At 66.7% G+C, this 23,475-nt stretch carries 20 protein-coding genes and 3 tRNA genes; 9 read left to right on the forward strand and 14 right to left on the reverse strand.

Translation table 11 applies throughout. The features are described 5' to 3' along the window. Window positions 1–29: 29 nt before the first annotated feature. The 7 genes from DFS13_RS10275 to tig form a co-directional block, all read right to left on the reverse strand. On the reverse strand, window positions 30–1,964 hold the full coding sequence (locus DFS13_RS10275) for a SurA N-terminal domain-containing protein (protein WP_111441697.1): 1,935 nt from the start codon (window positions 1,962–1,964) through the stop codon (window positions 30–32). A 401-nt stretch (window positions 1,965–2,365) separates the two neighbouring features. Then, window positions 2,366–2,442 (reverse strand) — tRNA-Asp (locus tag DFS13_RS10285). Between the two features lie 23 nt (window positions 2,443–2,465). Beyond that, a tRNA-Val gene (locus tag DFS13_RS10290) sits at window positions 2,466–2,541 on the reverse strand. Between the two features lie 205 nt (window positions 2,542–2,746). After that, window positions 2,747–5,170 (reverse strand): endopeptidase La, encoded by a 2,424-nt coding sequence (gene lon, locus DFS13_RS10295; RefSeq protein WP_006489349.1) that lies wholly within the window; start codon window positions 5,168–5,170, stop codon window positions 2,747–2,749. A gap of 197 nt (window positions 5,171–5,367) precedes the next feature. Continuing rightward, window positions 5,368–6,639, reverse strand: coding sequence for an ATP-dependent Clp protease ATP-binding subunit ClpX (gene clpX / locus DFS13_RS10300; RefSeq protein ID WP_006489345.1), 1,272 nt, complete (start codon window positions 6,637–6,639; stop codon window positions 5,368–5,370). Window positions 6,640–6,802: 163 nt separating this feature from the next. Then, window positions 6,803–7,456: an ATP-dependent Clp endopeptidase proteolytic subunit ClpP gene (clpP, locus tag DFS13_RS10305; protein ID WP_006496351.1), complete on the reverse strand. Its 654-nt coding sequence runs from the start codon at window positions 7,454–7,456 to the stop codon at window positions 6,803–6,805. Window positions 7,457–7,596: 140 nt separating this feature from the next. Next, a complete protein-coding gene (tig, locus tag DFS13_RS10310) occupies window positions 7,597–8,943 on the reverse strand; it encodes a trigger factor (RefSeq protein ID WP_006489335.1) in 1,347 nt (448 codons plus the stop codon). Between the two features lie 391 nt (window positions 8,944–9,334). Between tig and DFS13_RS10315 the strand changes: the two genes are divergently transcribed. Together DFS13_RS10315 and DFS13_RS10320 are read left to right on the forward strand one after the other, a co-directional pair. Then, window positions 9,335–10,480 carry a glycerate kinase gene (locus DFS13_RS10315; protein WP_111441698.1) on the forward strand — a complete coding sequence of 382 codons (1,146 nt, stop codon included), beginning with the start codon at window positions 9,335–9,337 and terminating at the stop codon, window positions 10,478–10,480. Between the two features lie 62 nt (window positions 10,481–10,542). Continuing rightward, complete coding sequence (locus DFS13_RS10320; RefSeq protein WP_006478574.1) at window positions 10,543–10,992, forward strand: MarR family winged helix-turn-helix transcriptional regulator; 450 nt, start codon at window positions 10,543–10,545, stop codon at window positions 10,990–10,992. Between the two features lie 190 nt (window positions 10,993–11,182). Here DFS13_RS10320 and DFS13_RS10325 read toward each other — a convergent pair whose 3' ends face one another. Next, window positions 11,183–12,181 carry a 2-dehydropantoate 2-reductase gene (locus DFS13_RS10325; protein ID WP_006487983.1) on the reverse strand — a complete coding sequence of 333 codons (999 nt, stop codon included), beginning with the start codon at window positions 12,179–12,181 and terminating at the stop codon, window positions 11,183–11,185. Between the two features lie 107 nt (window positions 12,182–12,288). Beyond that, complete coding sequence (locus DFS13_RS10330; protein WP_048989286.1) at window positions 12,289–13,434, reverse strand: helix-turn-helix transcriptional regulator; 1,146 nt, start codon at window positions 13,432–13,434, stop codon at window positions 12,289–12,291. A 132-nt stretch (window positions 13,435–13,566) separates the two neighbouring features. On the opposite strand from DFS13_RS10330, the gene DFS13_RS10335 reads away from it, so the two are divergent. The 5 genes from DFS13_RS10335 (at window position 13,567) to DFS13_RS10355 (ending at window position 17,479) form a co-directional block, all read left to right on the forward strand. Further along, window positions 13,567–13,740 (forward strand): hypothetical protein, encoded by a 174-nt coding sequence (locus DFS13_RS10335; RefSeq protein ID WP_006496346.1) that lies wholly within the window; start codon window positions 13,567–13,569, stop codon window positions 13,738–13,740. Continuing rightward, window positions 13,737–14,783, forward strand: a complete 1,047-nt coding sequence (locus DFS13_RS10340; protein ID WP_111441699.1) for a porin — start codon at window positions 13,737–13,739, stop codon at window positions 14,781–14,783. Before DFS13_RS10335 ends, DFS13_RS10340 begins: the two co-directional genes overlap by 4 nt. 21 nt (window positions 14,784–14,804) lie before the next feature. Beyond that, window positions 14,805–16,013 carry an MFS transporter gene (locus DFS13_RS10345; RefSeq protein ID WP_006496344.1) on the forward strand — a complete coding sequence of 403 codons (1,209 nt, stop codon included), beginning with the start codon at window positions 14,805–14,807 and terminating at the stop codon, window positions 16,011–16,013. Between the two features lie 14 nt (window positions 16,014–16,027). Continuing rightward, the gene (locus DFS13_RS10350; RefSeq protein ID WP_111441700.1) at window positions 16,028–17,137 is read left to right on the forward strand and encodes a class II histone deacetylase; all 1,110 of its coding nucleotides are present in this window, start codon (window positions 16,028–16,030) and stop codon (window positions 17,135–17,137) included. Window positions 17,138–17,248: 111 nt separating this feature from the next. After that, window positions 17,249–17,479 (forward strand): hypothetical protein, encoded by a 231-nt coding sequence (locus DFS13_RS10355; RefSeq protein ID WP_006487995.1) that lies wholly within the window; start codon window positions 17,249–17,251, stop codon window positions 17,477–17,479. Window positions 17,480–17,586: 107 nt separating this feature from the next. On the opposite strand, the gene DFS13_RS10360 is transcribed toward DFS13_RS10355, so the two are convergent. Next, a complete protein-coding gene (locus tag DFS13_RS10360; RefSeq protein WP_006496343.1) occupies window positions 17,587–17,880 on the reverse strand; it encodes a hypothetical protein in 294 nt (97 codons plus the stop codon). Between the two features lie 191 nt (window positions 17,881–18,071). Continuing rightward, window positions 18,072–18,158: transfer RNA gene (locus DFS13_RS10365), tRNA-Leu, on the reverse strand. 235 nt (window positions 18,159–18,393) lie between these two features. On the opposite strand from DFS13_RS10365, the gene hpnD reads away from it, so the two are divergent. Then, complete coding sequence (hpnD, locus tag DFS13_RS10370; protein ID WP_006488013.1) at window positions 18,394–19,227, forward strand: presqualene diphosphate synthase HpnD; 834 nt, start codon at window positions 18,394–18,396, stop codon at window positions 19,225–19,227. A gap of 10 nt (window positions 19,228–19,237) precedes the next feature. Here hpnD and DFS13_RS10375 read toward each other — a convergent pair whose 3' ends face one another. From DFS13_RS10375 to DFS13_RS10385, 3 genes are all read right to left on the reverse strand, one after another. After that, on the reverse strand, window positions 19,238–20,458 hold the full coding sequence (locus tag DFS13_RS10375) for a DUF1501 domain-containing protein (RefSeq protein ID WP_034201610.1): 1,221 nt from the start codon (window positions 20,456–20,458) through the stop codon (window positions 19,238–19,240). A 67-nt stretch (window positions 20,459–20,525) separates the two neighbouring features. Beyond that, on the reverse strand, window positions 20,526–22,028 hold the full coding sequence (locus tag DFS13_RS10380; protein WP_111441718.1) for a DUF1800 family protein: 1,503 nt from the start codon (window positions 22,026–22,028) through the stop codon (window positions 20,526–20,528). Between the two features lie 134 nt (window positions 22,029–22,162). Then, window positions 22,163–22,441: a hypothetical protein gene (locus DFS13_RS10385; RefSeq protein ID WP_012492681.1), complete on the reverse strand. Its 279-nt coding sequence runs from the start codon at window positions 22,439–22,441 to the stop codon at window positions 22,163–22,165. A gap of 258 nt (window positions 22,442–22,699) precedes the next feature. Here DFS13_RS10385 and ompR point away from each other — a divergent pair, with 258 nt between their 5' ends. Continuing rightward, window positions 22,700–23,434: a two-component system response regulator OmpR gene (gene ompR / locus DFS13_RS10395; protein WP_006478565.1), complete on the forward strand. Its 735-nt coding sequence runs from the start codon at window positions 22,700–22,702 to the stop codon at window positions 23,432–23,434. Window positions 23,435–23,475 lie beyond the last annotated feature (41 nt).

A 23,475-nucleotide genomic window follows, 5' to 3' on the forward strand; every position in this document is an offset into this window, starting at 1 on the left:
CTTTTTGATGGTTGCGGGCGAAACGACGTTCAGTTGTCGCCGTCTTGCTGCTGGCTGGCCGTCGTGCCGTACAGCTTCACCTTCGAGCGATCGCGCAGCGCGGCGAGATACGCCTCGCCTTCGCTTTGCGCGTCGACCTGCGCCATCTGCTGCTGCGCGGCCGCCAGTTGCTGCGGATCGACCGCCGAACCCGGGATCACCGCGTTCACGCGATAGATCGCATAACCGTCCGCACCAAGATCGACCCCGACGTACGCCGGCAGCGTCTTCGCATCGACCTTGTAGACGGCGCTCAGCGCAGCCGGCGTCAGGCCCTGCGATTGCGTGCGCGACACCTTCTGCGCGGCCGCGAAGCCGTCGGTCGACTTCGACTTCTGCAGCTCGGCCAGCTTCGCCGCCCCATCCTTCTTCGCGAGTTCCGCGGCCTGCTCGGCGATGACCTTCTGGCGCACGACGTCCTTGATCGCATCGAGTGCGGGCACGGCAGCCGGCTTGTAGTCGGTCACGCGCGCGGAGATCAACGTATTGTTGCCGACGTCGATCGCCTGCGTGTTGTTCTGGTTCTTCACCGAGTCGTTCGCGAACACGGCGGCCAGGAACTTCGCGTTGTTCAGCGGGCTCGTCGCCGGCAGTTGCGGATTCGGCGTCGGCGTGACGGTGGCCGTCTGGATCGTCAGCTTGTACTTGTCCGCGGCCGGTTGCAGCGTCTTCGCCTTCTCGTAGACGGTCGACGTGAACCCTTCCGCGTTGTCCGAGAACGCCTTCGATGCGTACTGCTGCTTCAGGTCGATCGCGATCTGGTCCTTCACTTCCGCGAACGGTTTGACGACCGCCGGCTTCACTTCGGTCGCCTTCAGGATGTGGAAACCGAGATCCGACTGCACGATACCGCTCACGTCGCCCTGCTTGAGCGAGAACGCGGCATCGTCGAACGCCTTGCCGCCCGCGGTCGAGCCGCGCGCGATGAAGCCGAGGTCGCCGCCCTTCGCCGCCGACGGCGCGTCCTGCGAGCTCTTCTGTGCGATCTGCGCGAACTGGTCCGGATGCGCCTTCACGTCGGCGAGCAATTGCTCCGCCTTCGCTTTCGCGGCCGCCTTGTCGGCCGCGCTGGCGCTGCCCGGCGCGGCGATGAAGATGTGGCTCACGCGCACCTGCGCTTCGGTACGGAAGTGCGTCGGATTGTCGTCGTAGAACTTCTTGATGTCCGCTTCGGTCGGCTGCGCGCTCGCGGCCGCTGCGGCCGGCGAATAGACGAGGTACTGGATCGTCGCGGTTTCCGGCGTCGCGAAGCTCTGCTTGTGTGCGTCGTAGTACGCGACGAGCTGCGCGTCGGTCGGCTGCACCTTCGCTGCGAAGTCGCTCGTCTTCAGCACGAGTGCCTGCACTTCACGCTGTTGCGCGGCGAGTTCGGACAGGCGTTGCGCGAGGCTCTTCGGCGTGAACGCGCTCGACACGATGCTCGCCGGAATCTGCTGCAGCGCGAGGCTGTAACGCACGCGCTCCTGGTACTGCTCGGGCGTCATTCCCTGGAACGACAGCAGCTGTGCATAGCGTTCGACGTCGATCGATCCGTCGGGCTTCTTCAGCGACGCGATCATCGGGTCGCTCATCAGCGCGTCGCGCACGGCGTTGTCGGACGCGGTCAGGTGCAGACGTTGCGTCTCGTCGGCCAGCACGCGTTGCTGGATCAGGCCGTCGAGCACCTGCTTGCGATGCTCGGGCGTGTCGAACATCTTGATGTCGAACTGCCCGCCGAGCGCCTGGCGCGCCTGGTCGATCTGCTGGCGAAACGCGCCGTCGAATTCGACCCGCGTGATCTTGTGCCCGTTGACTGCCGCGACGTTCGCACTGTCGTCGAAGAAGCCGCGGAAGCCTTGGATCCCGACGAAACCCAGCCCCGGCAACACGATCAGGAGCAGGAGCGCCATCATCAGGCGCTGGTGATTACGGAAGAAATCGAGCATGCGTGACGGGAAAATTGGACAAAACGTCCGATATTACAACATACGGGGTGGGACGGGAAAAAACGCAGACGTACCGTGCGCGAGCGGGATGCGACAACGGGACACGGGAAATGAAAAAGCCGGCACGAGAGACGGGCTTCTTCACGCACCCGCCAGCGGGCGCAAAACCGAATGCACAAACGACAATGCCCGCACGACGCGGGCACTGTCGTTTGTTTAGCGGAGCGGACGAGACTCGCCTGCATCCCGCAGGCCGCGGATACGCGTACACGCGCATCCCTTCTCGTCCCGCCGCAAGCCGCGCAAGCGGCTTCCTCCGCCCCGCCGTCACACTGCCCGCAAGCGGGCACGACGCACGATGCAAATGAAAAAGCCCGCACGAGGCGGGCTTCTTCATTTTCTGGCGGAGCGGACGGGACTCGAACCCGCGACCCCCGGCGTGACAGGCCGGTATTCTAACCGACTGAACTACCGCTCCTTGGTCTGGCTGAATCGGGAAACTGGTGGGTGCTGAGGGGTTCGAACCCCCGACCTACGCCTTGTAAGGGCGCCGCTCTACCAGCTGAGCTAAGCACCCGTTTCCGATTCGTTCTGACTGCGATCTGCGTTTCCGCATCAACAATCAGCGAGCCCGCAAGTTTAATTCATCCCCGATCATTTTGCCAAGCCCGCACGCGAATTTTTTTAACGCGCGCGCGCACGATTCCGATACGCATAAAAAAACCCGCGGACAGCGCCGCGGGTTTCGTGAACGACCGTCAGCAACGATGGCGTTCAGGGCTTCAGTGCTTGACCACTTCGGTCGAGCCGGCATCCTTCGCCGCCTCACCGACCGGCGCTGCTGCCTTCGCTTCTTCTTCCGGCGGCAGCGGCGTCGGCGAACGCTCGAGCGCGAGCTCCAGCACCTTGTCGATCCAGCGGACCGGCACGATCTCGATCGCGTTCTTCACGTTGTCCGGAATGTCCGCGAGATCCTTCACGTTTTCTTCCGGGATCAGCACGAGCTTGATGCCGCCGCGATGCGCAGCCAGCAGCTTTTCCTTCAGCCCGCCGATCGGCAGCACTTCGCCACGCAACGTGATTTCGCCCGTCATCGCGACATCGGCACGCACGGGGATACCCGTCAGCACCGATACCAGCGCGGTCGTCATCGCACCGCCGGCGGACGGACCGTCCTTCGGCGTCGCGCCTTCCGGCACGTGGATGTGGATGTCCTGCTTCTCGAACGCTTCGTCCTTGATGCCCAGACGGCGCGAACGCGAGCGCACGACCGAACGTGCGGCCTCGACCGACTCCTTCATCACGTCGCCGAGCGAACCCGTACGAATCACGTTGCCCTTGCCGGGCATCACCGCGGCTTCGATCGTCAGCAGATCGCCGCCGACTTCCGTCCACGCGAGGCCCGTCACCTGACCGACCTGGTTTTCCTTCGCCGCGAGGCCGAAGTCGTACTTGCGCACGCCGAGGAACGTGTCGAGATTTTCGCCATCGACCTTGATCGCGCCCGATGCCTTCTTCAGCAGCAGCATCTTCACGACCTTGCGGCAGATCTTCGACACTTCCCGCTCGAGCGAACGCACACCGGCTTCGCGCGTGTAGTAGCGGATGATGTCGCGGATCGCCTGCTCGGTGACGTCGATCTCGCCTTCCTTCAGCCCGTTGTTCTTCTTCTGCTTCGGCAGCAGGTAACGCTGGGCAATGCTGACCTTCTCGTCTTCCGTGTAGCCCGACAGACGGATCACTTCCATCCGGTCGAGCAGCGGCGGCGGGATGTTCAGCGAGTTCGACGTCGCGACGAACATCACGTCCGACAGATCGAAGTCGACCTCGATGTAGTGGTCGGCGAACGTGTGGTTCTGTTCCGGATCGAGCACTTCGAGCAGCGCCGACGACGGATCGCCGCGGAAATCCATGCCCATCTTGTCGACTTCGTCGAGCAGGAAGAGCGGATTGCGCACGCCGACCTTCGCGAGGCTTTGCAGGATCTTGCCCGGCATCGAACCGATATACGTGCGGCGGTGGCCGCGGATCTCGGCTTCGTCACGCACGCCGCCGAGCGCCATCCTGACGAACTTGCGGTTCGTCGCACGGGCGATCGACTGGCCGAGCGAGGTCTTGCCGACGCCCGGAGGCCCGACGAGGCACAGGATCGGCGCCTTGACCTTGTCCACGCGCTGTTGCACCGCGAGGTACTCGAGGATCCGTTCCTTGACCTTCTCGAGGCCGAAGTGATCCTCGTCGAGCACCTGCTCGGCGTTCGACAGGTCGTTGTTGACCTTGCTCTTCTTGCGCCACGGCAGGCCGATCAACGTGTCGATGTAGTTGCGCACGACGGTGGCTTCCGCCGACATCGGCGACATCAGCTTCAGCTTCTTCAGCTCGGCGTCGGCCTTCTTCTTGGCTTCCTTCGGCATGCGCGCGGCGTTGATGCGCTTCTCGAGTTCCTCGAGATCCGCGCCTTCTTCGCCTTCGCCCAGTTCCTTCTGGATCGCCTTGACCTGTTCGTTCAGGTAGTACTCGCGCTGGCTCTTTTCCATCTGGCGCTTCACGCGCCCGCGGATGCGCTTTTCGACCTGCAGGATGTCGATCTCGGCTTCGAGTTGCGCGAGCAGGTGCTCGAGGCGCTCGATGACCGGGAACATCTCGAGGATGTGCTGCTTCTGGTCGAGCTTCAGCGGCAGGCGCTCGGCGATCATGTCGGCGAGGCGGCCTGCTTCGTCGATGCCCGACAGCGACGTGAGAATCTCCGGCGGGATCTTCTTGTTCAGCTTCACGTACTGATCGAACTGCGACACGATCGCACGGCGCAGCGCTTCCGTTTCGGCGCTGTCGGCGTGATCGGGCTCGAGCGGCATCACTTCGCAGGAGAATTGGGTCTCCTGTTCTTCGATGGACAACGCCTTCGCACGCTGCAGGCCCTCGACGAGCACCTTCACGGTGCCGTCCGGCAGCTTCAGCATCTGCAGGATGTTGGCGATACAACCGACCTCGTACATGTCCTTTTCGGTCGGTTCGTCCTTGGCCGCGGTTTTCTGGGCGACGAGCATGATGTGCTTGCCGCCTTCCATCGCTGCTTCGAGGGCCTTGATCGATTTCGGCCGGCCCACGAAGAGCGGAATGACCATGTGCGGGAAAACGACGACGTCCCGCAGCGGCAGCAGCGGGAGCGTGATGCGTTCCGGCGGGAGAAGTTGGGTGCCTGACATTTCATTTCCCCATGAGTGGAATCAATTGTTCGGTAATTGAGGCCGCCACAACGAATTGCAAGCCTTCAAGTGCGGGAAATATTCGGTAAGAAAGTAACCACCGCGTGTCGAGTCAGAGTTACCCACAAGATAAACGAAAAAAAGCCGCCCACGGACTCATGAACGGCCTTTTTCGCTGAACATCGTCGGCAAGCCGGTCAGTTCGAACCCGCCACCTTCGGCGTGTCCTCGTAGATCAGCAAGGGCTTGCCGTCCCCATCGATGACGTTCTCGTCGATGATGACCTTGCTGACCCCTTTCATCGTCGGCAGCTCGTACATCACGTCGAGCAACGCCTGTTCGATGATCGAACGCAAACCGCGCGCGCCGGTCTTGCGGCGAATCGCCTTGCGGGCGACTGCCTGCAACGCGCCCGGCCGGATTTCCAGCTCGACACGCTCCATCGCGAACAGCTTGTGATACTGCTTGACGAGCGCATTCTTCGGCTCGACCAGGATCTTCATCAGCGCGGCTTCGTCGAGCTTGCCGAGCGTCGCGACCACCGGCAGGCGGCCGATCAATTCGGGGATCAGACCGAATTTGATCAGGTCTTCCGGTTCCGTTTCGCGCAGCACTTCGCCCGCGTCGCGTTCCTGCTTGCTCTTGACCGTCGCGCCGAAGCCGATGCCGGTCTTCTCGGTGCGATCGGTGATCACCTTCTCGAGACCGTCGAACGCGCCGCCGCAGATGAACAGGATGTTGGTCGTGTCGACCTGGATGAAATCCTGGTTCGGGTGCTTGCGGCCGCCTTGCGGCGGCACCGACGCCATCGTGCCCTCGACGAGCTTCAGCAGCGCCTGCTGGACGCCCTCGCCCGACACGTCGCGCGTGATCGACGGGTTGTCCGACTTGCGGCTGATCTTGTCGATTTCGTCGATGTAGACGATCCCGCGCTGAGCCTTGTCGACCTCGTAGTTGCAGTTCTGCAACAGCTTCTGGATGATGTTCTCGACGTCCTCGCCGACGTAGCCGGCTTCGGTCAGCGTCGTCGCGTCGGCAATCACGAACGGCACGTTGAGCAACCGCGCGAGCGTCTGCGCGAGCAGCGTCTTGCCGGAGCCCGTCGGGCCGATCAGCAGGATGTTGCTCTTCGACAGCTCGACGTCGTCCTTCTTGTCGAGATGCTTCAGGCGCTTGTAGTGGTTGTACACGGCCACCGCGAGGATTTTCTTCGCGCGCTCCTGGCCGATCACGTACTGATCGAGGATGTCGCGAATCTCCTGCGGGCTCGGCAGATCCGACCGGGACAGGCTGGCCTCGACGCCGGCGGCAGCCGCCTCGTCGCGAATGATTTCGTTGCAGAGGTCGATACATTCATCGCAGATGAACACCGACGGGCCCGCGATGAGTTTTTTCACCTCATGCTGGCTCTTCCCGCAAAACGAGCAATACAACAGCTTCTCGCTGTTCGAACCTTTTTTGTCCGCCATGAATGTAGAGCCTCCGGACAGGTAAATGACATGATACGCCGATTGCTCCGAACGCCGCGCCTAGGGCGCGACCGGAGCCGGCTGGATGCGCTTGCCGCAGATGCTCAGGGCACTCGGGACGTTGCGGGGCGCCGCGCGAATCGGGGCGGCACCCCGTTTAAGCTCACGGGCGCTTCAACAGCACCTGGTCGATCAGCCCGTACGCCTTCGCGTCCTCGCTCGACATGAAGTTATCACGGTCGGTGTCGCGCGCGATGCGCTCGACGTCCTGGCCCGTGTGCTGCGCGAGCAGGTTGTTCAACCGTTCCTTCAGGTAGAGGATCTCGCGTGCCTGGATCTCGATGTCGGATGCCTGGCCGCGCGCGCCGCCCAGCGGCTGGTGAATCATCACACGCGAATTCGGCAGCGCGAAGCGCTTGCCCTTCGCGCCCGACGCGAGCAGGAACGCGCCCATGCTGGCCGCGAGGCCCATGCACAGGGTCGACACGTCCGGCTTGATGAACTGCATCGTGTCGTAGATCGCCATCCCGGCCGACACCGAGCCGCCCGGGCTGTTGATGTAGAGACTGATGTCCTTGTCGGGATTCTCGCTCTCGAGGAACAGCAATTGCGCGACCACGAGATTGGCGGTCTGGTCGTTCACTTCGCCGACCATGAACACCAGGCGCTCCTTCAGGAGACGCGAATAGATATCGTACGAACGCTCGCCGCGGCCGCTCGTTTCGACGACGATCGGCACCAGCCCCAGCGCTTGCGCCTCGAAACCCTGCGGCGCGTTCGAAGCAAGCATGTCCAGCAATTCAGCGCGAGTGATCATTCAATGAACCTTGTTCGAATGGAAAATTGAACGGAAGGAAGCCGCCCGCTCAATCGCCATATTAATGGCAACCGTGCGCTTGACGTAAAAACGGCGTGCGGGCCGTCGCTCCGACAGCCGGCACGCCGCTAGAGCAACACTTACGCTTGCGCCGATGCGCTCGCGAGTGCCTCGAAGCTCACTTCCTTGTCCGTCACCTTTGCCTTGCCCAGCACGAAGTCGACGACGTTGCTTTCAACGACGAACGCTTCCATCTCGGCGAGGCGCTGCTGGTTGGAATAATACCAGCGGACCACTTCCTTCGGGTCTTCGTAGCTCTTCGCGAACTCGTCGACTTCCGCGCGGATCTGTTCCGGCTTCGCTTCGAGGCCGTTCGCCTTCACGAGTTCAGCCAGCACGAGGCCCAGCTTCACGCGGCGCTCGGCCTGCTCGGCGAACATCTCGGCCGGGATCGGTGCGTCCTTCGCGTTCGGCACGCCGCGCTGCGCCAGATCCTGGCGAGCCATTTCGACGAGACGTTGCTGGTCCTGCTCGATCAGCGCCTTCGGCACGTCGAGTTCGGAAATCTTCAGCAGCGCGTCCATCACCTGGTTCTTGACGATCGACTGCGTGCGACGCTTCGCTTCGCGCTCGAGGTTTTCCTTGATCTCGGCGCGCATCTTCGTGAGGTCGCCGTCTTCGATGCCGAGCGACTTCGCGAATTCAGCGTCGATTTCCGGCAGGTGCGGCCACTCGATCTTCTTCATCGTGACCGTGAACTGTGCCGTTTTGCCGGCGACGTCCTTGCCGTGGTAATCATCCGGGAACTTGAGGTCGAACGTACGCTGTTCGCCGACCTTCAGGCCCAGCGCCGCCGTCTCGAATTCCGGCAGCATGCGGCCTTCGCCGAGCACGAACGGGAAATCTTCGGCCGTGCCGCCCTGGAACGCGACATCGTCGATCTTGCCGACGAAGTCGACCGTCACGCGGTCGCCGTTCTTCGCTGCGGTGTCCGCGCCGCCGTCGCCGTGCTCGCCGGCTTCGCCACGTGCGTGGAAGTGCACGCGCTGCTTGCGCAGGATGTCCAGCGTGCGGTCGATTTCGGCGTCGCCGATCGTCGTCGTCGAGCGCTCGACTTCAGCCGTCGCCAGATCGCCGATCTTCACTTCCGGGTAAACCTCGAACGTCGCGTCGAACGCGTATGCATCTTCAGCCTGCTCCTGCTTCGGCTCGAAGCTCGGCTGGCCGGCGACGCGCAGGTTTTCCGCGCGGCTGATCGTGAAGAATTCCTGGCCGATCTTGTCGCTCAGCACTTCCGCTTCGACCTGGCCCGAGTACTGTTGCGCGACCATCTTGAGCGGCACCTTGCCCGGGCGGAAACCCGGCATGCGCACGTTCTTCGCGAGTTTCTGGATACGGGCGTCGATTTCCTTCTGCACGGTGTCTTTCGGCAGGGAAATCGTCACGCGGCGTTCAAGCTTGCCGAGGTTCTCAACAACGTTAGCCATGGCTTCAATCGTCCTAAAATTATTCGAGCGAATCGGTTTTTCCTTGCCGTGCCTGCCTGCAGCGTGCGGTGCGTCGCACTCGCACGCCGCGCCGGAGCGCCACGCCATCCCTGCACGCGCCGGATGGCTAGCGCAAGCGGCTCGGAGCACGGCTTTGGCCGGAAGAATCGACTATTCTAGCAAACAATTTTCCTCGTACCGCCAGATCAGCGCGACACGCGTGTGTCCCCGCCACGTCGACGGCCCGTTGCACGGCGATGCATGCAGATCGCCGCTATGCCGAACGGCGTATCCACCACGGGCCCGCCATCCTGTAAGCTCCGATTGCGTGTGAGCCCGCTCGTCGCCTCACCGTGCATTCTTCACACCAATCACGCCTTCCGGAGACACCATGCCGCAACACCCGTCCGCGCCTGTCGTCGTCATCGCGCCCGATTCGTTCAAAGGCTCGCTTTCCGCCGAGCAGGTCGCGGACGCGATCGCCACCGGCATCCGCCGCGCCCGGCCCGACGCCGTGGTGCGCTGCTGCCCGATGGCCGACGGCGGCGAAGGCACGCTCGACGCGATGCTGGCGGGCGGCGGTACGCGGCGCACGCTGCGGGTGGCCGGCGCGTCGCTGGCGGCACGCGACGCGGCGGTCGGCGTGATCGATGCGCGCACCGCGATCGTCGAAACGGCCGAGATCGTCGGCATTACCGATCCGGTCGGCATGAGCGTGCCGGTCGACGCGCGCAGCACGCGCGGAATGGGCGAGGCGATCCGCGCGCTGCTCGACGACGGCGTGCGCCGCTTCTTCGTCGCGCTCGGCGGCAGCAGCACCAACGACGCGGGCGCCGGGCTGCTCGCGGGCCTCGGCCTGCAATGCTTCGACGCGAGCGGCCAGCCGGTCGAGCCCGTGCCGTCGCGGCTCGCCGACATCGCGCGCATCGACGCGTCGGGGCTCGATGCGCGCCTGGAGGAAACGGAATTCGTCGGCATGTCCGACGTCGACAACCCGCTGACGGGCGCCCACGGCGCCACTGCCGTGTTCGGTCCGCAAAAGGGTGTGACGGCCGCGCAGGTTGCGACCCTCGATGCCGCGCTCGGCCACTTCGCCGATCTGCTCGAAGCCGCGCTCGACCGCCGCGGCCGCGATCTGCCCGGCGCGGGCGCCGCCGGCGGCCTGGGTTTCGCGCTGCACATGCTCGGCGCGCGGTTCGAGGCCGGCGCCGAAGTCGTCGCGCGCCAGGTCGGGCTCGACGCCGCGCTCGCCGGCGCCGACTGGCTGATCACCGGCGAAGGCCGCTCCGACGTTCAGACGCTGCACGGCAAGGCGCCGTTCATCGCGTGCCGGCACGCGCAGGCCGCTGGCGTCCCCGCCTCGCTGCTGTCGGGCGCGGTCGACCCGGCCGCGCTGCCGCGCCTGTCCGAGCATTTCTCCGGCTGCTTTTCGCCGGCCCCCGGGCCGATCGCGCTCGACGTCGCGATCCGCGATGCGGCCGATCTGCTCGCGAACGAAGCGGAACAGTTGACACGCCTGAAGTACGGTGCACACTGACCGTTGACCCGAGCGCGCGATACAGGAACAATCGGGCCCGCCCTTTTTCTTCAGGATTCGACATGAAAGGCCGTCAAGCCGGGCTCGATCAGTTTCTGACCTATCGCCTCCATGCGCTCACGAAGCGCTCCGACCGCGGGATCGGCGAGGTGTACCGGCACAAGCTCGACATCTCGCTGCCCGAGGCGCGCGTGATCGCCGCCGTCGGCGCATTCGGCCCGTTCTCGATCATGGATCTCGCGCGCCACACCAACCTCGACAAGAGCCAGGCGAGCCGCGCGGCCGAAGCACTGCTGCGCCAGGGGCTGCTCGAGCGCAGCGCGAGCGACGAGGACGGCCGGATCGTGCTGATCGCGCTGACCACCGACGGCCGGGCGCTGCATCGCAAGATCATGCCGATCGTGCGCAAGTGGAACGACGGCTTGCTCGCGTGCCTGTCCGACAGCGAGCGCCAGACGTTCGAGCGGCTGCTCGACAAGGTCGTCGCGCACGCGACCGAACGCGACGACTGAGCCGCGCGCCGGCCCGGCATCGCGCGATGGCCGGGTGCTGCGCGCAGCATTGATCCGACGAATCAGACAGGCCGCCCGGGTCGCGTCACGCGCAATCCGGGCGGCCCGTTTTGCATCATGCGGCGGCATCGCGTGAAGCGCGTGTTGCCACGTTACCGGCGGCGGCCGCGCATTCAGCGGCCTCGTCGCGCTACAACCCGCTGTTCGTCGCGCGCTGGCGCAACAACCCCAGCACCGCGTCGCAATACGGCGTCGGCACGCCAAGCTTGCGGCCGAGCTCCGGAAACACGCCGAGGATCGGCCCGATCTCGAGCGAGCGCCCCGCCTCGAAATCCTGGAGCATCGACGTCTTGAACGCGCCGAGCTTGCGCGTGACCGCGATCCGCTCGGGGCCGCTCATCCCGGTGGACAGGCCGAGCTTCGCACCGATCGCGGCCGCCTCCTCCATCATCCGCAGCGCGAGATCCTGCGTGAACGGATCGTCGAGCAACTGCTCGGCCGTCGACCCGGTCAGCGCGCTCAACGGGTTCATGTTCATGTTGCCCCACAGCTTCGTCCAGATCTCGGTCCGGATCGCGCGCGTCGACTCGACGTCGAAACCGCCCGCCGCGAGCGCCGCGGCGAACCGCGCCGTGGCCATGTCGAGCCGCGGATCGGGCGTGCCGACGATCAGCCGGTTGCCGCGCCCGCGACGCACGACGCCGGGCGCGTCGGTACTCGACGACAGGTGCACGACGCAGCCGATCGCCTGCGCCGGCGGCAACGCGGCCGACACCGCGCCGGCCGGATCGACCGCATCGAGCGGCACGCCGTCGATCGCGCCTCCGAGCCCGTGCGTGAACCACCATGGCAGCCCGTTCATCGCCGCGACGATCACGGTGTCCGGCCCGACCAGCGGCGCAATGCGCCCGGCCAGCGCGGGCAGCGCCTGCGCCTTCAGCGCGATCACCACGTAGTCCTGCACGCCGAGCGCGGCCGCATCGTCGCTGGCGCGCACCGGCACCGACGAGATTGCGCCCGCCTCGTCGATCACGCGCACGCCGTGCGTATTCAGCGCATCGAGCGTCGCGCCGCGCGCGTACGCGCTCACGGTCATGCCGGCTCGCGACAGCGCGGCCGCGAGCAGACCGCCGATCGCGCCGACGCCGACCACCGCCGCGCGCACCGACCCTGAATTCGTGTCGTTCATGATGGCATTCCGTCTCCTGGAAGCTGACGAGCATAACGCTCAATGGTTGCGGGCACAACCATTCGGGCAGCATACCGCGCACCACGCGGCCCACGCGTTCGTTCGCCTCAGCGCGGCACGCCGCCGGCTTCCACCGCCTCGTCGTCGGTTGCGCCGCCCGTCGCGCCCAGCACGCCGGCGATCTGGCTCTTGTCATGCATCCCGAGCTTGCGGTACGCGCAGCGCAGGTAGTGACGCACGGTCGTCGGCGAGATCGCCATCTGCTGCGCGACCTCCTTGTGCGAACGCCCGGCGCCGTAATAGCGGATCGCCGCGAGTTCGCGCGGGCTCAGCCGGTCGAGCAGCGAGCGCGGCCGCGCCTCGATCTGGAACAGCCCCGCGACCGGCACGCACTGGATGCGCAGCGCGTCGCCGACGAACGGCTGGCCCGACTGGCGCCGCAGGTGTGCGACGAGCGGCTCCGGCACGCGCGCGCCGGCCCACGACGGCCATTCGGTGCGCAGCACGTCGTCGAAACCGTGATCGGCATGGTGCAGCACCCCGAAGTTGTCGCACAGCGCCCGCGCTGCCGGCGCGACCGTGTCGGCGCGCTCGCGCGTGAGTTGAGCCGCGCGATTGATCGTCAGCGCGGCGGCCAGATGCGGGATCACTTCCTCGAAACGTCGCGCGTCGTCGTCGCTGAACGGCCGGTTCAGGCCCTGGCGGTAGATCGACATGAACGTCGTCAGGCCGAAGCGGCGATCGAGCGTACACACGCACATCAGCTGCGCGAGCCCGTACTTCACGCACCAGTCGCGAAACCGCGCATCGAGCCCCGGCTCGACGACCGTCAGCCGCACCGCGCGGCCGTGCGCGCCATGCAACGTGCGGTGCGCCAGCGGGTCGCAATCGCGCACGCGCTTCCAGTCGGTGAAGAACGCATGCGGCAACCGGTACAAAAAGCTGTTGTGCATCACCGGGCCGGTCGGCACATGGGTCGCGACGCCCGTCCACGCCGCATCGAACGGCATGAGCGCCTGCAGCAGCGAAAAGAACCGGCATTCGAATTCGCCGATGCCGGACTGCGCGGCCACCGCGTACAGGTCGAGCAGCATCAGCCCGAGTTCGCGCTGCGCTGCGTCGCCGCGCGTGACGCCGTCGAAGTCGGCGCGCCGGGACGGCAGAGGCGGCCACGCGAATTCGTCGAGGACGATGGCGGCCGGCACGTCGCGCAGCGCGTCGAGATCCTGCCCGATATCCGTCGTGATCCTCACCTTCCGCTCCCCTGCCCGGTCGGGCTGCTGATGTGCGCAACGACACCGGCCGATTATAGCCAGCGGCTTTTTTGGCGGGCCACGGCGCCGGAACGCGCGCCAGCCCCATCCATTTGAACGGTGCGCCGCCCGTTGCTGCTGCGCAGCACGGCGCGCGACGGCATCGCGCGGCGCACATGCCGTGCACCGCGGGTTTTCCGCACCGTTCATCTGGACGACTGTTCGACCGTTTTCCCGCTGCGGACACTGCGTCGCGACAACACCAACGACAAACCGATGCAGCATGGTATGGAGAACCCCACGTGACGACACTCCGCTTCATCCGCGCGGCCGCGGCCGCCGCGACGCTGGCCGCCTGCAGCGCCGCCGCGCACGCGCAGTCCGCCCTCACGCTGTACGGCGCGCTCGACGCCGGCGTGCAATACCTGACGCACGCCGACGGGCATCGTTCGGCCGTGCGGTTGCAGAACTACGGCATCCTGCCTTCGCAGGTCGGGATCAAGGGCCACGAGGATCTCGGCGGCGGCTGGCGCGCGCTGTTCAAGCTCGAACAGGGCCTCAACCTCAACGACGGCACCGCGACCGTGCCCGGCTACGCGTTCTTCCGCGGCGCATACGTGGGCCTCGCGGGGCCGGTCGGCACCGTCACGCTCGGCCGCCAGTTCAGCGTGCTGTTCGACAAGACGCTGTTCTACGACCCGCTCTGGTACGGGTCGTACAGCGGCCAGGGCGTGCTCGTGCCGATGTACGCGAACTTCATCGATCACTCGGTCAAATACCAGTCGCCGACGTTCGCCGGCTTCGACGTCGAAGCGCTCGCCGCGACCTCCGGCGTCGCCGGCAATACGCGCGCCGGACGCGTGCTCGAGCTCGGCGGGCAGTACACGAGCAATGGCCTGTCGGTCAGCGCGGTGCTGCACCAGGCGCACGGCGAGGTATCGGCAGCCGACGACGCGTCCGCGCGGCGTCGCGAACTCGGCACGCTCGCCGCGCGTTATGCGTTCGCCACGCTGCCGCTCACCGTCTATGCCGGCGTCGAACGCCTGACCGGCGACCTCGACGCGGCGCGCACGATCGTCTGGGGCGGCGCGCGCTACCTGGCGTCGAACGGGATCGGCCTGAACGCGGGCGTGTACCACACCGATTCGCGCACGCCGGCGATCGGCCACCCGACGCTGTTCATCGCGAGCACCACCTACGCGCTGTCGAAACGCACCGTCGCGTACGTGAACCTCGGCTATGCGCGCAACAGCGGCCAGAGCTCGCAGACCGTCTACGAATACGACCCGACACCGCTTGCCGGCGCGTCGCAGTTCGGCGCGATGGTCGGCATGTACCACCTGTTCTGATTCCCTCCACGAGACCCCGCCATGAAGACCTTGTCCCCGGATGCCGCCCTCTCGCCCGACGGCCACGCGTCGCCGTTCGCGCGCTCGACGCTCGTCGCGCTCGTCGTGTTCGCGGCCATCACACCGTTGTTGCTGCTCGTGGCGCCCGCCGTCGCCGGTCAGCTCGCGACGCAGCTCGGCTTGTCCGCGTCGCAGATCGGCACCTACTTCTTCGTCGAACTCGGCGCGTTCAGCCTCGCGACCGTGCCGTCGTACCTGTGGCTCGGCCGTGTCGACGCGCGCCACATCGCGGCGCTCGCCATCGCGCTGTTCGGCGCGGGCAACCTGCTGACCGCGCTGTGGATGCCAGGCTTTGCCGTGCTGCTCGCGCTGCGCGCCGTCACCGCGCTCGGCGGCGGTTCGCTGATGGTGCTCTGCATGACGAGCGCCGCGACGAGCAGCAACAGCGACCGCGTGTACGGCCTGTGGGTCGTCGGCCAGCTGATCGCGGGCGCGATCGGCCTGTTCGTGTTGCCGCACGTGTTCGCCGCGTTCGGGCTGCGTGCGCTGTACGTCGCGCTCGCCGGGCTCGCGCTGCTCGCGGCGCCGCTGTCGCGCGGCTTTTCGCCGTCGCTCGGCACGCGAGCCGCGGCTGCGACCAGCGCACGCGGCGACGCGCCGCAAACGCCGCGACACTTCGTCGTGCTCGCCATCGGCGCGGTGCTGACGTTCTATCTCGCGATCGGCAGCGTATGGACGTTCGCGAGCCGCGCGGCGGCCGAGGCCGGGCTCGATCCGCAGTCGACCGGCAACGTGCTCGCGATCGCGAGCGTGATGGGGATCGCCGGCGCGGCGCTTGCCTCGTGCGCGGGCGGCCGGCTTGCGCGCCGCGCGATGCTGGCGGCCGGCTACGCACTGCTCGCGGCGTCGCTCGTCGCACTCGCCGCGATGCGTCATACCGGTGGCTACAGCGCGGCGATCTTCGCGTTCAAGTTTGCATGGACCTTCGTGCTGCCGTTCATTCTCGCGACGGTCGCGCAGATCGACACGTCGGGCCGCCTCGTCGCGACGCTCAATTTCGTGATCGGCGCGGGTCTCGCCGCCGGCCCGCTGCTGGCCGGCCTGATGCTCGACGCCGGCGGCACGATGCGCACGCTGTTCGTGGCCGCGACGGCCGTCGCGATCGTGTCGTTCGCCGCGCTGCGCCACATCGATCGCCGCGCACGCCCTTCCGTTTCCTCCCAACCGTGACAGGTCACGCCTCCATGAATCGCACTACCTTTTTCACCGACGAACGCACTTTCTGGCATACCGGCGGCACGCACGCGCTGTTCTTCCCGGTCGGCGGCTGGGTCCAGCCGCCGTCGAGCGCCGGCTACGCGGAATCGCCCGATTCGAAGCGCCGCTTCCTGTCGCTCGTACAGGCGTCGGGCCTCGCCGCGCAGCTCGACCTGCGCGGCGCCGCGCCCGCGACGACGGCCGACCTGCTGCGCATTCATCCGGCGCACTATCTCGACGCGTTCCGCGCCCTCAGCGACGCAAACGGCGGCGACCTCGGCGATCTCGCGCCATTCGGCAAGGGCAGCTACGAGATCGCCGCGCTGTCGGCCGGCCTCGCGATCGCGGCGGTCGATGCGGTGGTCGGCGAGCGCGCGGCGAATGCGTTCTCGCTGTCGCGACCGCCCGGCCATCACTGCCTGCGCGACCGCCCGATGGGCTTCTGCATGCTGGCGAACATCCCGATCGCGATCGAGGCCGCACGCGCGAAGCACGGCATCGAGCGTGTCGCGGTGATCGACTGGGACGTGCATCACGGCAACGGCACGCAGTCGATCTACTACGACGATCCGGATACGCTGACGATCTCGCTGCACCAGGACCGCTGTTTCCCGCCCGGCTACAGCGGCGCGGACGATCGCGGCGAAGGCGCGGGCATCGGCGCGAACCTGAACGTGCCGCTGCTCGCCGGCAGCGGCGACGACGCGTACCGGTATGCGTTCGAGCGGATCGTGCTGCCGGCGCTCGCGCGCTTCCGCCCCGAGCTGATCGTCATCGCGAGCGGCCTCGACGCGAGCGCGGTCGATCCGCTCGCGCGCATGCAGCTGCATACCGACAGCTACCGGTTCATGACGCGCGCGGTGAAGCAAGCCGCGCAGCGCCATTGCGGCGGGCGGCTCGTGATCGTTCACGAAGGCGGTTATTCGGAGGCGTACGTGCCGTTCTGCGGGCTCGCGATCGTCGAGGAACTGGCAGGCGTGCGCACCGAGGTCGCCGATCCGATGCTCGACCTGGCGATCGCGCAACAGCCGGGCGAGCGGTTCGTCGCGTTCCAGCGCGAACTGCTCGACGAACTGGCCGCGTCGTTCGGGTTGTAACGCGCGGGAACGGGCGTGACGGGGCCGGCCCGCGCCGGCCCTTGCGCGATCCGTGCGGATGGGGTTTCCTGTGGCTTTACCCCTGTTCCGGCCCGAGGCCACACTCTTCCGATGAAATCGTCCCCGCGCGATAACAACGACAACGCCAAAACGCGCCGCCAGCCGTCGAAGCTGGCCCTGAACATCGCCGCCGTGACGGTCGGCCTCATCACGTTCGCAATCGGTGCGGCGTGGGTGATCTATAGCTGGGTCGTCGATCGCGAAGCGCAGTATTTCGCGATTCCGCTGGTGTTCTCGGTACCGGTGATCGTGGCCGTCGCGATCCGCAGCTTCTGGGAATAGGCGCGCCGGAAACGACGAAGCGCAGCGGTCGTGCGACGCGCGGGGAGGTTTGTCGAGCCGGGCATGTCAGTTGAAGCGGTGCGCCCGGCGATTCGACTGCACGCGCGTCACAGGCCCGGACGCTGGCACGGATTGGGGACTGCGCCCTGATATCCGCCGGCGACGGCGCCCAGCGCGGCGCCGGCCAGCGACGTGCCGAGCGCTTTGAGCACACCCTCCGTCGACAGCGGCTCGCCGCTCGACATCGCCCGTCCCGAGTACGCCGTGCACGCCGACGACGATGCGACCGTCTTCACCGGTTTGGCGCTCCAGACGACATTGTCGGCGGGCGTATTGGCGACGGCCGGCGCGGCGAGCATCAGCGCCAGAACGAAAATCGGACTGCGGACGGTGTGTTTCATCGGCGACCCCTCGGTGTCGTGGTGCTTCTTGTATGAAAAGTGAGCACGATATTACACGCGGCCGTTTTTTCGGGCGAATGCGGACGCCTGGCGAGAAAACCGGCATCAATGGACGATAAAAAAGCGCTGCGGTCAGCCGACCGGCAGCGCTTTTTCGCGAACGAGACCCTGACGGGGGCTCGTTCGACTTCTGGTGCGTGAGGCCGGACTCGAACCGGCACACCCTTGCGGGCGTCAGGACCTAAACCTGGTGCGTCTACCAATTTCGCCACTCACGCGCATTTCCGTCGCCTGACCGCGCGGGACGCAAGATGCGTGCTCCACGCGCCCGGGACTTCACGCCGGCCCGAAAACCGGCACGCCCGATCAGGCGAGCGCGAGATTCTACCCGATCCGTGCGGCCTTGTCTCGCCCTGCCGGCACCCGTCGTGCCGCGGTGCTAGAATGCCGCGCTCGACGTTTCGGCAGCGCGCCGCCGCGCGTCCCCCGAACCCGCCCCACACGATTTCGCCCGTGAACTTCGACGACTACTGTCAGCAAAAGGCCGCCCCCGCAGGCTCCAGCGTCTACTACGCGCTGCGCCAGGCGCCGCTCGCCACGCAGCCGCGCCTGACCGCGCTGTTCGCGCTGCGCCGCGAACTCGAGGAAACCGTCAAGGAAACCAGCGATCCGACCGTCGGACACACGAAACTCGCGTGGTGGCACAAGGAACTCGCGGCACTCGCCGACGGGCAACCGTCGCACCCGGTCACGAAGGCGCTCGCACAGCATCACCCGGCGATCGCCGCCGAGGCCGATGCGCTGCGCACGCTCGTCAACGGTTACGGGATGGACCTCGAACAGGCGCGCTACCTCGACTTCGCGAACCTGCAGCGCTATATCGCGCAGGTCGGCGGCACCTTCGCGTCGCTGGTTGCGCGCGCCAGCTCGGCGGACCCGACCGACCCGCAGCCGTGGGCCGAGGACGTCGGCCGCGCGCTGATGCTCGCGCAATTCGTGCAGGAACTCGGCAACGACGCACGCCACGGCCGCATCTATCTGCCGATCGACGAACTGCAGCGCTACAACGTGACCGCCGCCGATCTGCTGAACCGTCGCTATAGCCCGGCCTTCACCGAATTGCTGCAATTCCAGACGACCCGCGCGCGCGACGCGCTCGCGGCGGCCGGTGCGGCGATTCCCGCCGCCGAACGCCGTGCACAGCGCACGCTGCGCGCGCAGATCGCGCTGGCCGGCGCGCTGCTCGACGAAATCGCGCGCGACGGCTACCAGGTGCTGCACCAGCGCATTGCGCTGACGCCGATCCGCAAGCTGTGGATCGCGTGGCGCGCCGCGCGCCGCCGCTGAGCCGCGCGCATCACGCCTTCAGCAACGGCAGCGTGTCGAAACGCTGCTGCAGCACGCGCGTCGCATCGAGCCCCCACCACGGCCCAAGCACGGTCGCATAAAGCTGGCGGAAATCGACCGCGACCGGCAGGTTGCCGTTGCCGTCGAGCCGCCCGAGCGCCGGCGGCGCACCGTACAGGCCGCCCGCCACGCGGCCGCCCATCACGAAATGCGGCGCGGCCGTGCCGTGATCGGTGCCGTTGCTCTGGTTCTCGCGCACGCGCCGCCCGAATTCCGCATAGGTCATCACGAGCGTCTCGTTCCAGCGCCCGAGTTCGACCAACGCCGCGCGCATCGCGCTCATCCCTTGCGCGAACTGCTTGAGCAGCGCGGCCTGCTGCCCCGGCTGGTTCTGGTGCGTGTCGAAGCCGTTGAGCGTCAGGCGCAGCACCGCGACCCCATCCTGCGCGCCGGGCCCGGACGCTTCGCACGCGGCCAGCACCTGCATCGCGGTCTTGACCGACGTGCCGAACGCGCCGGCCGGAAAGGCCGTCCTGAATTCGCGCATCCCGCCGCGCGGGCGCAGCCGGTCGGCCGCCTTCACGATGTCGTTCTCGACGTCGATGATGTGCGCGAGCGCCGGGTTCTGCTCGCGCAGCGACGACGGCTCGGCGAGCCGGGCCGCCCGGATGAACTGCGCAGGATTGACGAGTGCGATCGCGCGCGCGCCGTTCGACAGCGGCCCCATCTCGGCGCTGCCGAGCACGACGCCGTCCGCCGCGAAACCGGGCGGGACCGGCGCCTGCGCGAAGGTGCGCGTGAGCCAGCCTTCGTGCAGGTACTGATCCGAGCGCGATGCGGTGTCCCAGATCTCGATCGAGCGGAAATGCGACAGGTTCGGCTGCGGATAGCCGACGCCCTGCACGACCGCGACCTGCCCGTCGCGCCACAGCGGCATCAACGGCGCGAGCGACGGGTGCAGCCCCGTCTGCGCGTCGAGCTGCAGCACCTGGTCGCGCTTGATGCCGATGCTGCGCCGGAACTGGTAGTACAGCGGATCGGCATACGGCACCACCATGTTGAGGCCGTCGTTGCCGCCCTTCAGCTCGACGAGGATCAGCACGTTCGCATACCCGGCCGCCGGCTTTCGCCCGGCCTGCGGCACGGTGGCCGCCATCGCGGGGGCTTGCCACATCGACACGCCGGCCGCCGCCGCTGCGCCGGTCAGCGTCAGAAAATCACGTCGGTTCATCGCACATCCTTTGGTTCGCCGCCGGGCACCTTTGCCGCGGCGGCTGCCCGCTTCGTCGTCGTTCGCATCATTTCAGTTGATAGGCCGGATCCATCAGCAGCGCCTCGAGATACGCGCTGCCGGTCGAATCCGTGTCGATCGCCGCGACCGGCGAGAGTTGCAGCACCGCATGCTGCAACTGCAGCTCGGTCGACAATCCCGCGATCGCCTGCGGCCGCGCACGATACTGCGCCAGCCAGCGCTCGAGGTCGAAGCGCAGGCCGCCGCGCGCCGGCTTCGCGGGCGTGCCCCGCAGGCCGGCGGCGGACGCCGCATCGGCCGCCGGCATCGCATGCGCCCGCGCGTTCGGCGGCTGCGCGGTCGCGCGAGCCGGCGGCCGCATGCCGACCGTTTCGGTCGCGCGGAACAACTGCTCGACGAACTGCTTGCGCGACAGCAGCGTGGTGCTGTTGATCCACAGCGCGCCGCCCGGCCAGCCCTTCACGTTCGGCGGATAGAACAGGTTCTGCCCGAGCGTGCGCACGGTGTTCGCGAGCAGCTGCGGATCGCCGTACGCGACGTCGAACAGCCGCACCGACCCGACGACGAATTCCGCCGGCGACTTCACGAGCACGCCGCGGTTGCGCGGATCCCAGAACGCGTCGGTCGACCACAGCGCGGCGAGCGCGGCGCGAATGTCGTAGCCGCTCGCGCGAAACCGCTCGGCCACCGCATCGAGTGCGTCCGGTTCCGGCGTATCGGACACGAACTCGCGCCACAGCTTGCCGGCGATGAAGCGCGCGGTGCCCGGCCGCTTCAGCAGGATGTCGAGAAAGCCGTCGCCGTCGAACGGCCCGGTTTCGCCGAGGATCGTCTTGTCGCCGGTATCGTGCCACTCGGGCCGCACCGTGAAGCGCAACGTGTCGGGATCGACCGTCCAGCCGGTCATCGCGCGCGCGGCTTCGGTCACGTCGGATTGCGTGTAGTGCCCTTCGCCGAGCGTGAACAGCTCCATCACCTCGCGCGCGAAATTCTCGTTCGGCCGCCCCTTGCGATTGCTCGCGCCGTCGAGATACTGGAGCATCGCCGGATCCTTCGCGACCGCGTGCAGCAGCGTGCCGAAGTTGCCGAGCGCCTCGCGGCGAAACAGCGCGTTCTGCGCGGCCATCGTCTGCGGGTACGGCACCTTGTCCTGCCCGGACGTGAAATGCCCGTGCCAGAACAGCGTCATGCGCTCGGTGAGCGGCGACGGCGTCGCGACCATCTCGTGGACCCAGGCCGCGCGCAACGCATCGTAGCGGCGATTGCGCTCGCGCTGCTCGTCGCGCCGCATGTCGGGCGTCAGCGCCTGGCGCTGCGCGCGCGTCGGCGGCAACTCGCCGAGCCAGTCGGGCCACGTCGTGACGGGTTCGTGTCGCGCATTGCCGAGCGCGTCGGCCACGACCTGCGCGCGCGTCATGCCGACGATGCGCGCGACCTCGGCGGGCGCGGGAGAAAAACCGGTGCGACTGAGGAAAAACAGCGCGTCGTCGGCATCGAGCGTCGCCTGCATCGCAGGCGACGGCGCCGGTGCGGCAGCGTTCGCTTTCATCGTCATGGACTCCCGGAACGCACCGGCGGTGCGGATGCCCGTACAACGGCATTCGGCGCCTGAAAGTTGACGGCAAAAGTGCTACGAATTTTTTCCGCGCGGAGATTTCCGCGCAAGACGAACGACGACACGCGTCAGCGCTTGTACAGCTCGCGAACGGCGTCTTCGATGTGCTGGCGCAACAGGTGCCGCTCTTCGGGCGTCATGTGCCCGTCGCGGCGGCGCTGTTCGAGATCGGGAGGCACGGCGGAACGGACCGTCATATCGGCGGCACGATCGGACTGCGGCGCTTTGCCGCGCGGCAGCTTGCGCGACGATGCGCCCTGCTCGGGGCGCTGCGCATACGCGAAGTTCGACGCATATGGACCGGCAAGCGCGATCGTCAGCATCAGTGCAATCCGGGCAGATCGCATGACCGTCCTCGCTTCTTTGGTCGATTTGTTCCCTTCGTCACGCGGCAACCGGCTACCTCTGGTACTTGAAAAACCCTGCGGAATTCGGGTGTGCAAAGATGAAAGATGGAGTGCAGGGGAGTATCTACCGAATTTCGGCTTCGAGTAAAGGAATCTCTATAGCCTGCCTTTACTCGGCGCGACACTACGGGTAAATTTTGTAACCGACTGTAACGCACGAAAATACGCGGCCGTGCGTCAATTCCCATTCGCGATAAGATGCCGATCATGGAAACGAAAAACCCCTCCAAGATTCTCGTCGTCGACGACGACCCTCGCCTGCGCGATCTGCTGCGCCGTTACCTCGGCGAACAGGGTTTCAACGTCTATGTCGCGGAAAACGCGACCGCGATGAACAAGCTCTGGGTACGCGAGCGTTTCGACCTGCTCGTGCTCGACCTGATGCTGCCCGGCGAAGACGGCCTGTCGATCTGCCGCCGGCTGCGCGGCAGCAACGACCGCACGCCGATCATCATGCTCACCGCGAAGGGCGAGGACGTCGATCGCATCGTCGGCCTCGAGATGGGCGCCGACGATTACCTGCCGAAGCCGTTCAACCCGCGCGAGCTGGTCGCGCGCATTCATGCGGTGCTGCGTCGCCAGGCGCCGGCCGAACTGCCGGGCGCCCCGTCCGAAACCACCGAGGTGTTCGAGTTCGGCGAATTCTCGCTGAATCTCGCCACGCGCACGCTGACGAAGTCCGGCCAGGAAATTCCGCTGACCACCGGCGAATTCTCGGTGCTGAAAGTATTCGCGCGTCATCCGCGCCAGCCGCTGTCACGTGAAAAGCTGATGGAACTCGCACGCGGCCGTGAATACGAAGTGTTCGACCGCAGCCTCGACGTGCAGATCTCGCGCCTGCGCAAGCTGATCGAACCCGATCCGGGCAGCCCGCGCTTCATCCAGACGGTCTGGGGCCTCGGCTACGTGTTCATCCCGGACGGCGCCGCCTGAGCTTTTTCCTTTCCGGTTTCGCCCCGTCCACGGCCCGTCCC

The organism is Burkholderia sp. 28_3 (genome assembly GCF_003253915.1).
Classification (GTDB): domain Bacteria; phylum Pseudomonadota; class Gammaproteobacteria; order Burkholderiales; family Burkholderiaceae; genus Burkholderia; species Burkholderia cenocepacia.

What these genes read in the sequence shown, in the direction of transcription:
- DFS13_RS10355 (WP_006487995.1), top strand. Translation starts at nt 17,249, where the DNA reads ATGAAATCGTCCCCGCGCGATAACAACGACAACGCCAAAACGCGCCGC.
- clpP (WP_006496351.1), bottom strand. Translation starts at nt 7,456, where the DNA reads ATGATCACTCGCGCTGAATTGCTGGACATGCTTGCTTCGAACGCGCCG.
- DFS13_RS10360 (WP_006496343.1), bottom strand. Translation starts at nt 17,880, where the DNA reads ATGAAACACACCGTCCGCAGTCCGATTTTCGTTCTGGCGCTGATGCTC.
- DFS13_RS10320 (WP_006478574.1), top strand. Translation starts at nt 10,543, where the DNA reads ATGAAAGGCCGTCAAGCCGGGCTCGATCAGTTTCTGACCTATCGCCTC.
- DFS13_RS10375 (WP_034201610.1), bottom strand. Translation starts at nt 20,458, where the DNA reads ATGAACCGACGTGATTTTCTGACGCTGACCGGCGCAGCGGCGGCGGCC.
- DFS13_RS10380 (WP_111441718.1), bottom strand. Translation starts at nt 22,028, where the DNA reads ATGAAAGCGAACGCTGCCGCACCGGCGCCGTCGCCTGCGATGCAGGCG.
- DFS13_RS10325 (WP_006487983.1), bottom strand. Translation starts at nt 12,181, where the DNA reads ATGAACGACACGAATTCAGGGTCGGTGCGCGCGGCGGTGGTCGGCGTC.
- DFS13_RS10345 (WP_006496344.1), top strand. Translation starts at nt 14,805, where the DNA reads ATGAAGACCTTGTCCCCGGATGCCGCCCTCTCGCCCGACGGCCACGCG.
- DFS13_RS10350 (WP_111441700.1), top strand. Translation starts at nt 16,028, where the DNA reads ATGAATCGCACTACCTTTTTCACCGACGAACGCACTTTCTGGCATACC.
- DFS13_RS10385 (WP_012492681.1), bottom strand. Translation starts at nt 22,441, where the DNA reads ATGCGATCTGCCCGGATTGCACTGATGCTGACGATCGCGCTTGCCGGT.
- ompR (WP_006478565.1), top strand. Translation starts at nt 22,700, where the DNA reads ATGCCGATCATGGAAACGAAAAACCCCTCCAAGATTCTCGTCGTCGAC.
- lon (WP_006489349.1), bottom strand. Translation starts at nt 5,170, where the DNA reads ATGTCAGGCACCCAACTTCTCCCGCCGGAACGCATCACGCTCCCGCTG.
- clpX (WP_006489345.1), bottom strand. Translation starts at nt 6,639, where the DNA reads ATGGCGGACAAAAAAGGTTCGAACAGCGAGAAGCTGTTGTATTGCTCG.
- DFS13_RS10315 (WP_111441698.1), top strand. Translation starts at nt 9,335, where the DNA reads ATGCCGCAACACCCGTCCGCGCCTGTCGTCGTCATCGCGCCCGATTCG.
- tig (WP_006489335.1), bottom strand. Translation starts at nt 8,943, where the DNA reads ATGGCTAACGTTGTTGAGAACCTCGGCAAGCTTGAACGCCGCGTGACG.
- DFS13_RS10275 (WP_111441697.1), bottom strand. Translation starts at nt 1,964, where the DNA reads ATGCTCGATTTCTTCCGTAATCACCAGCGCCTGATGATGGCGCTCCTG.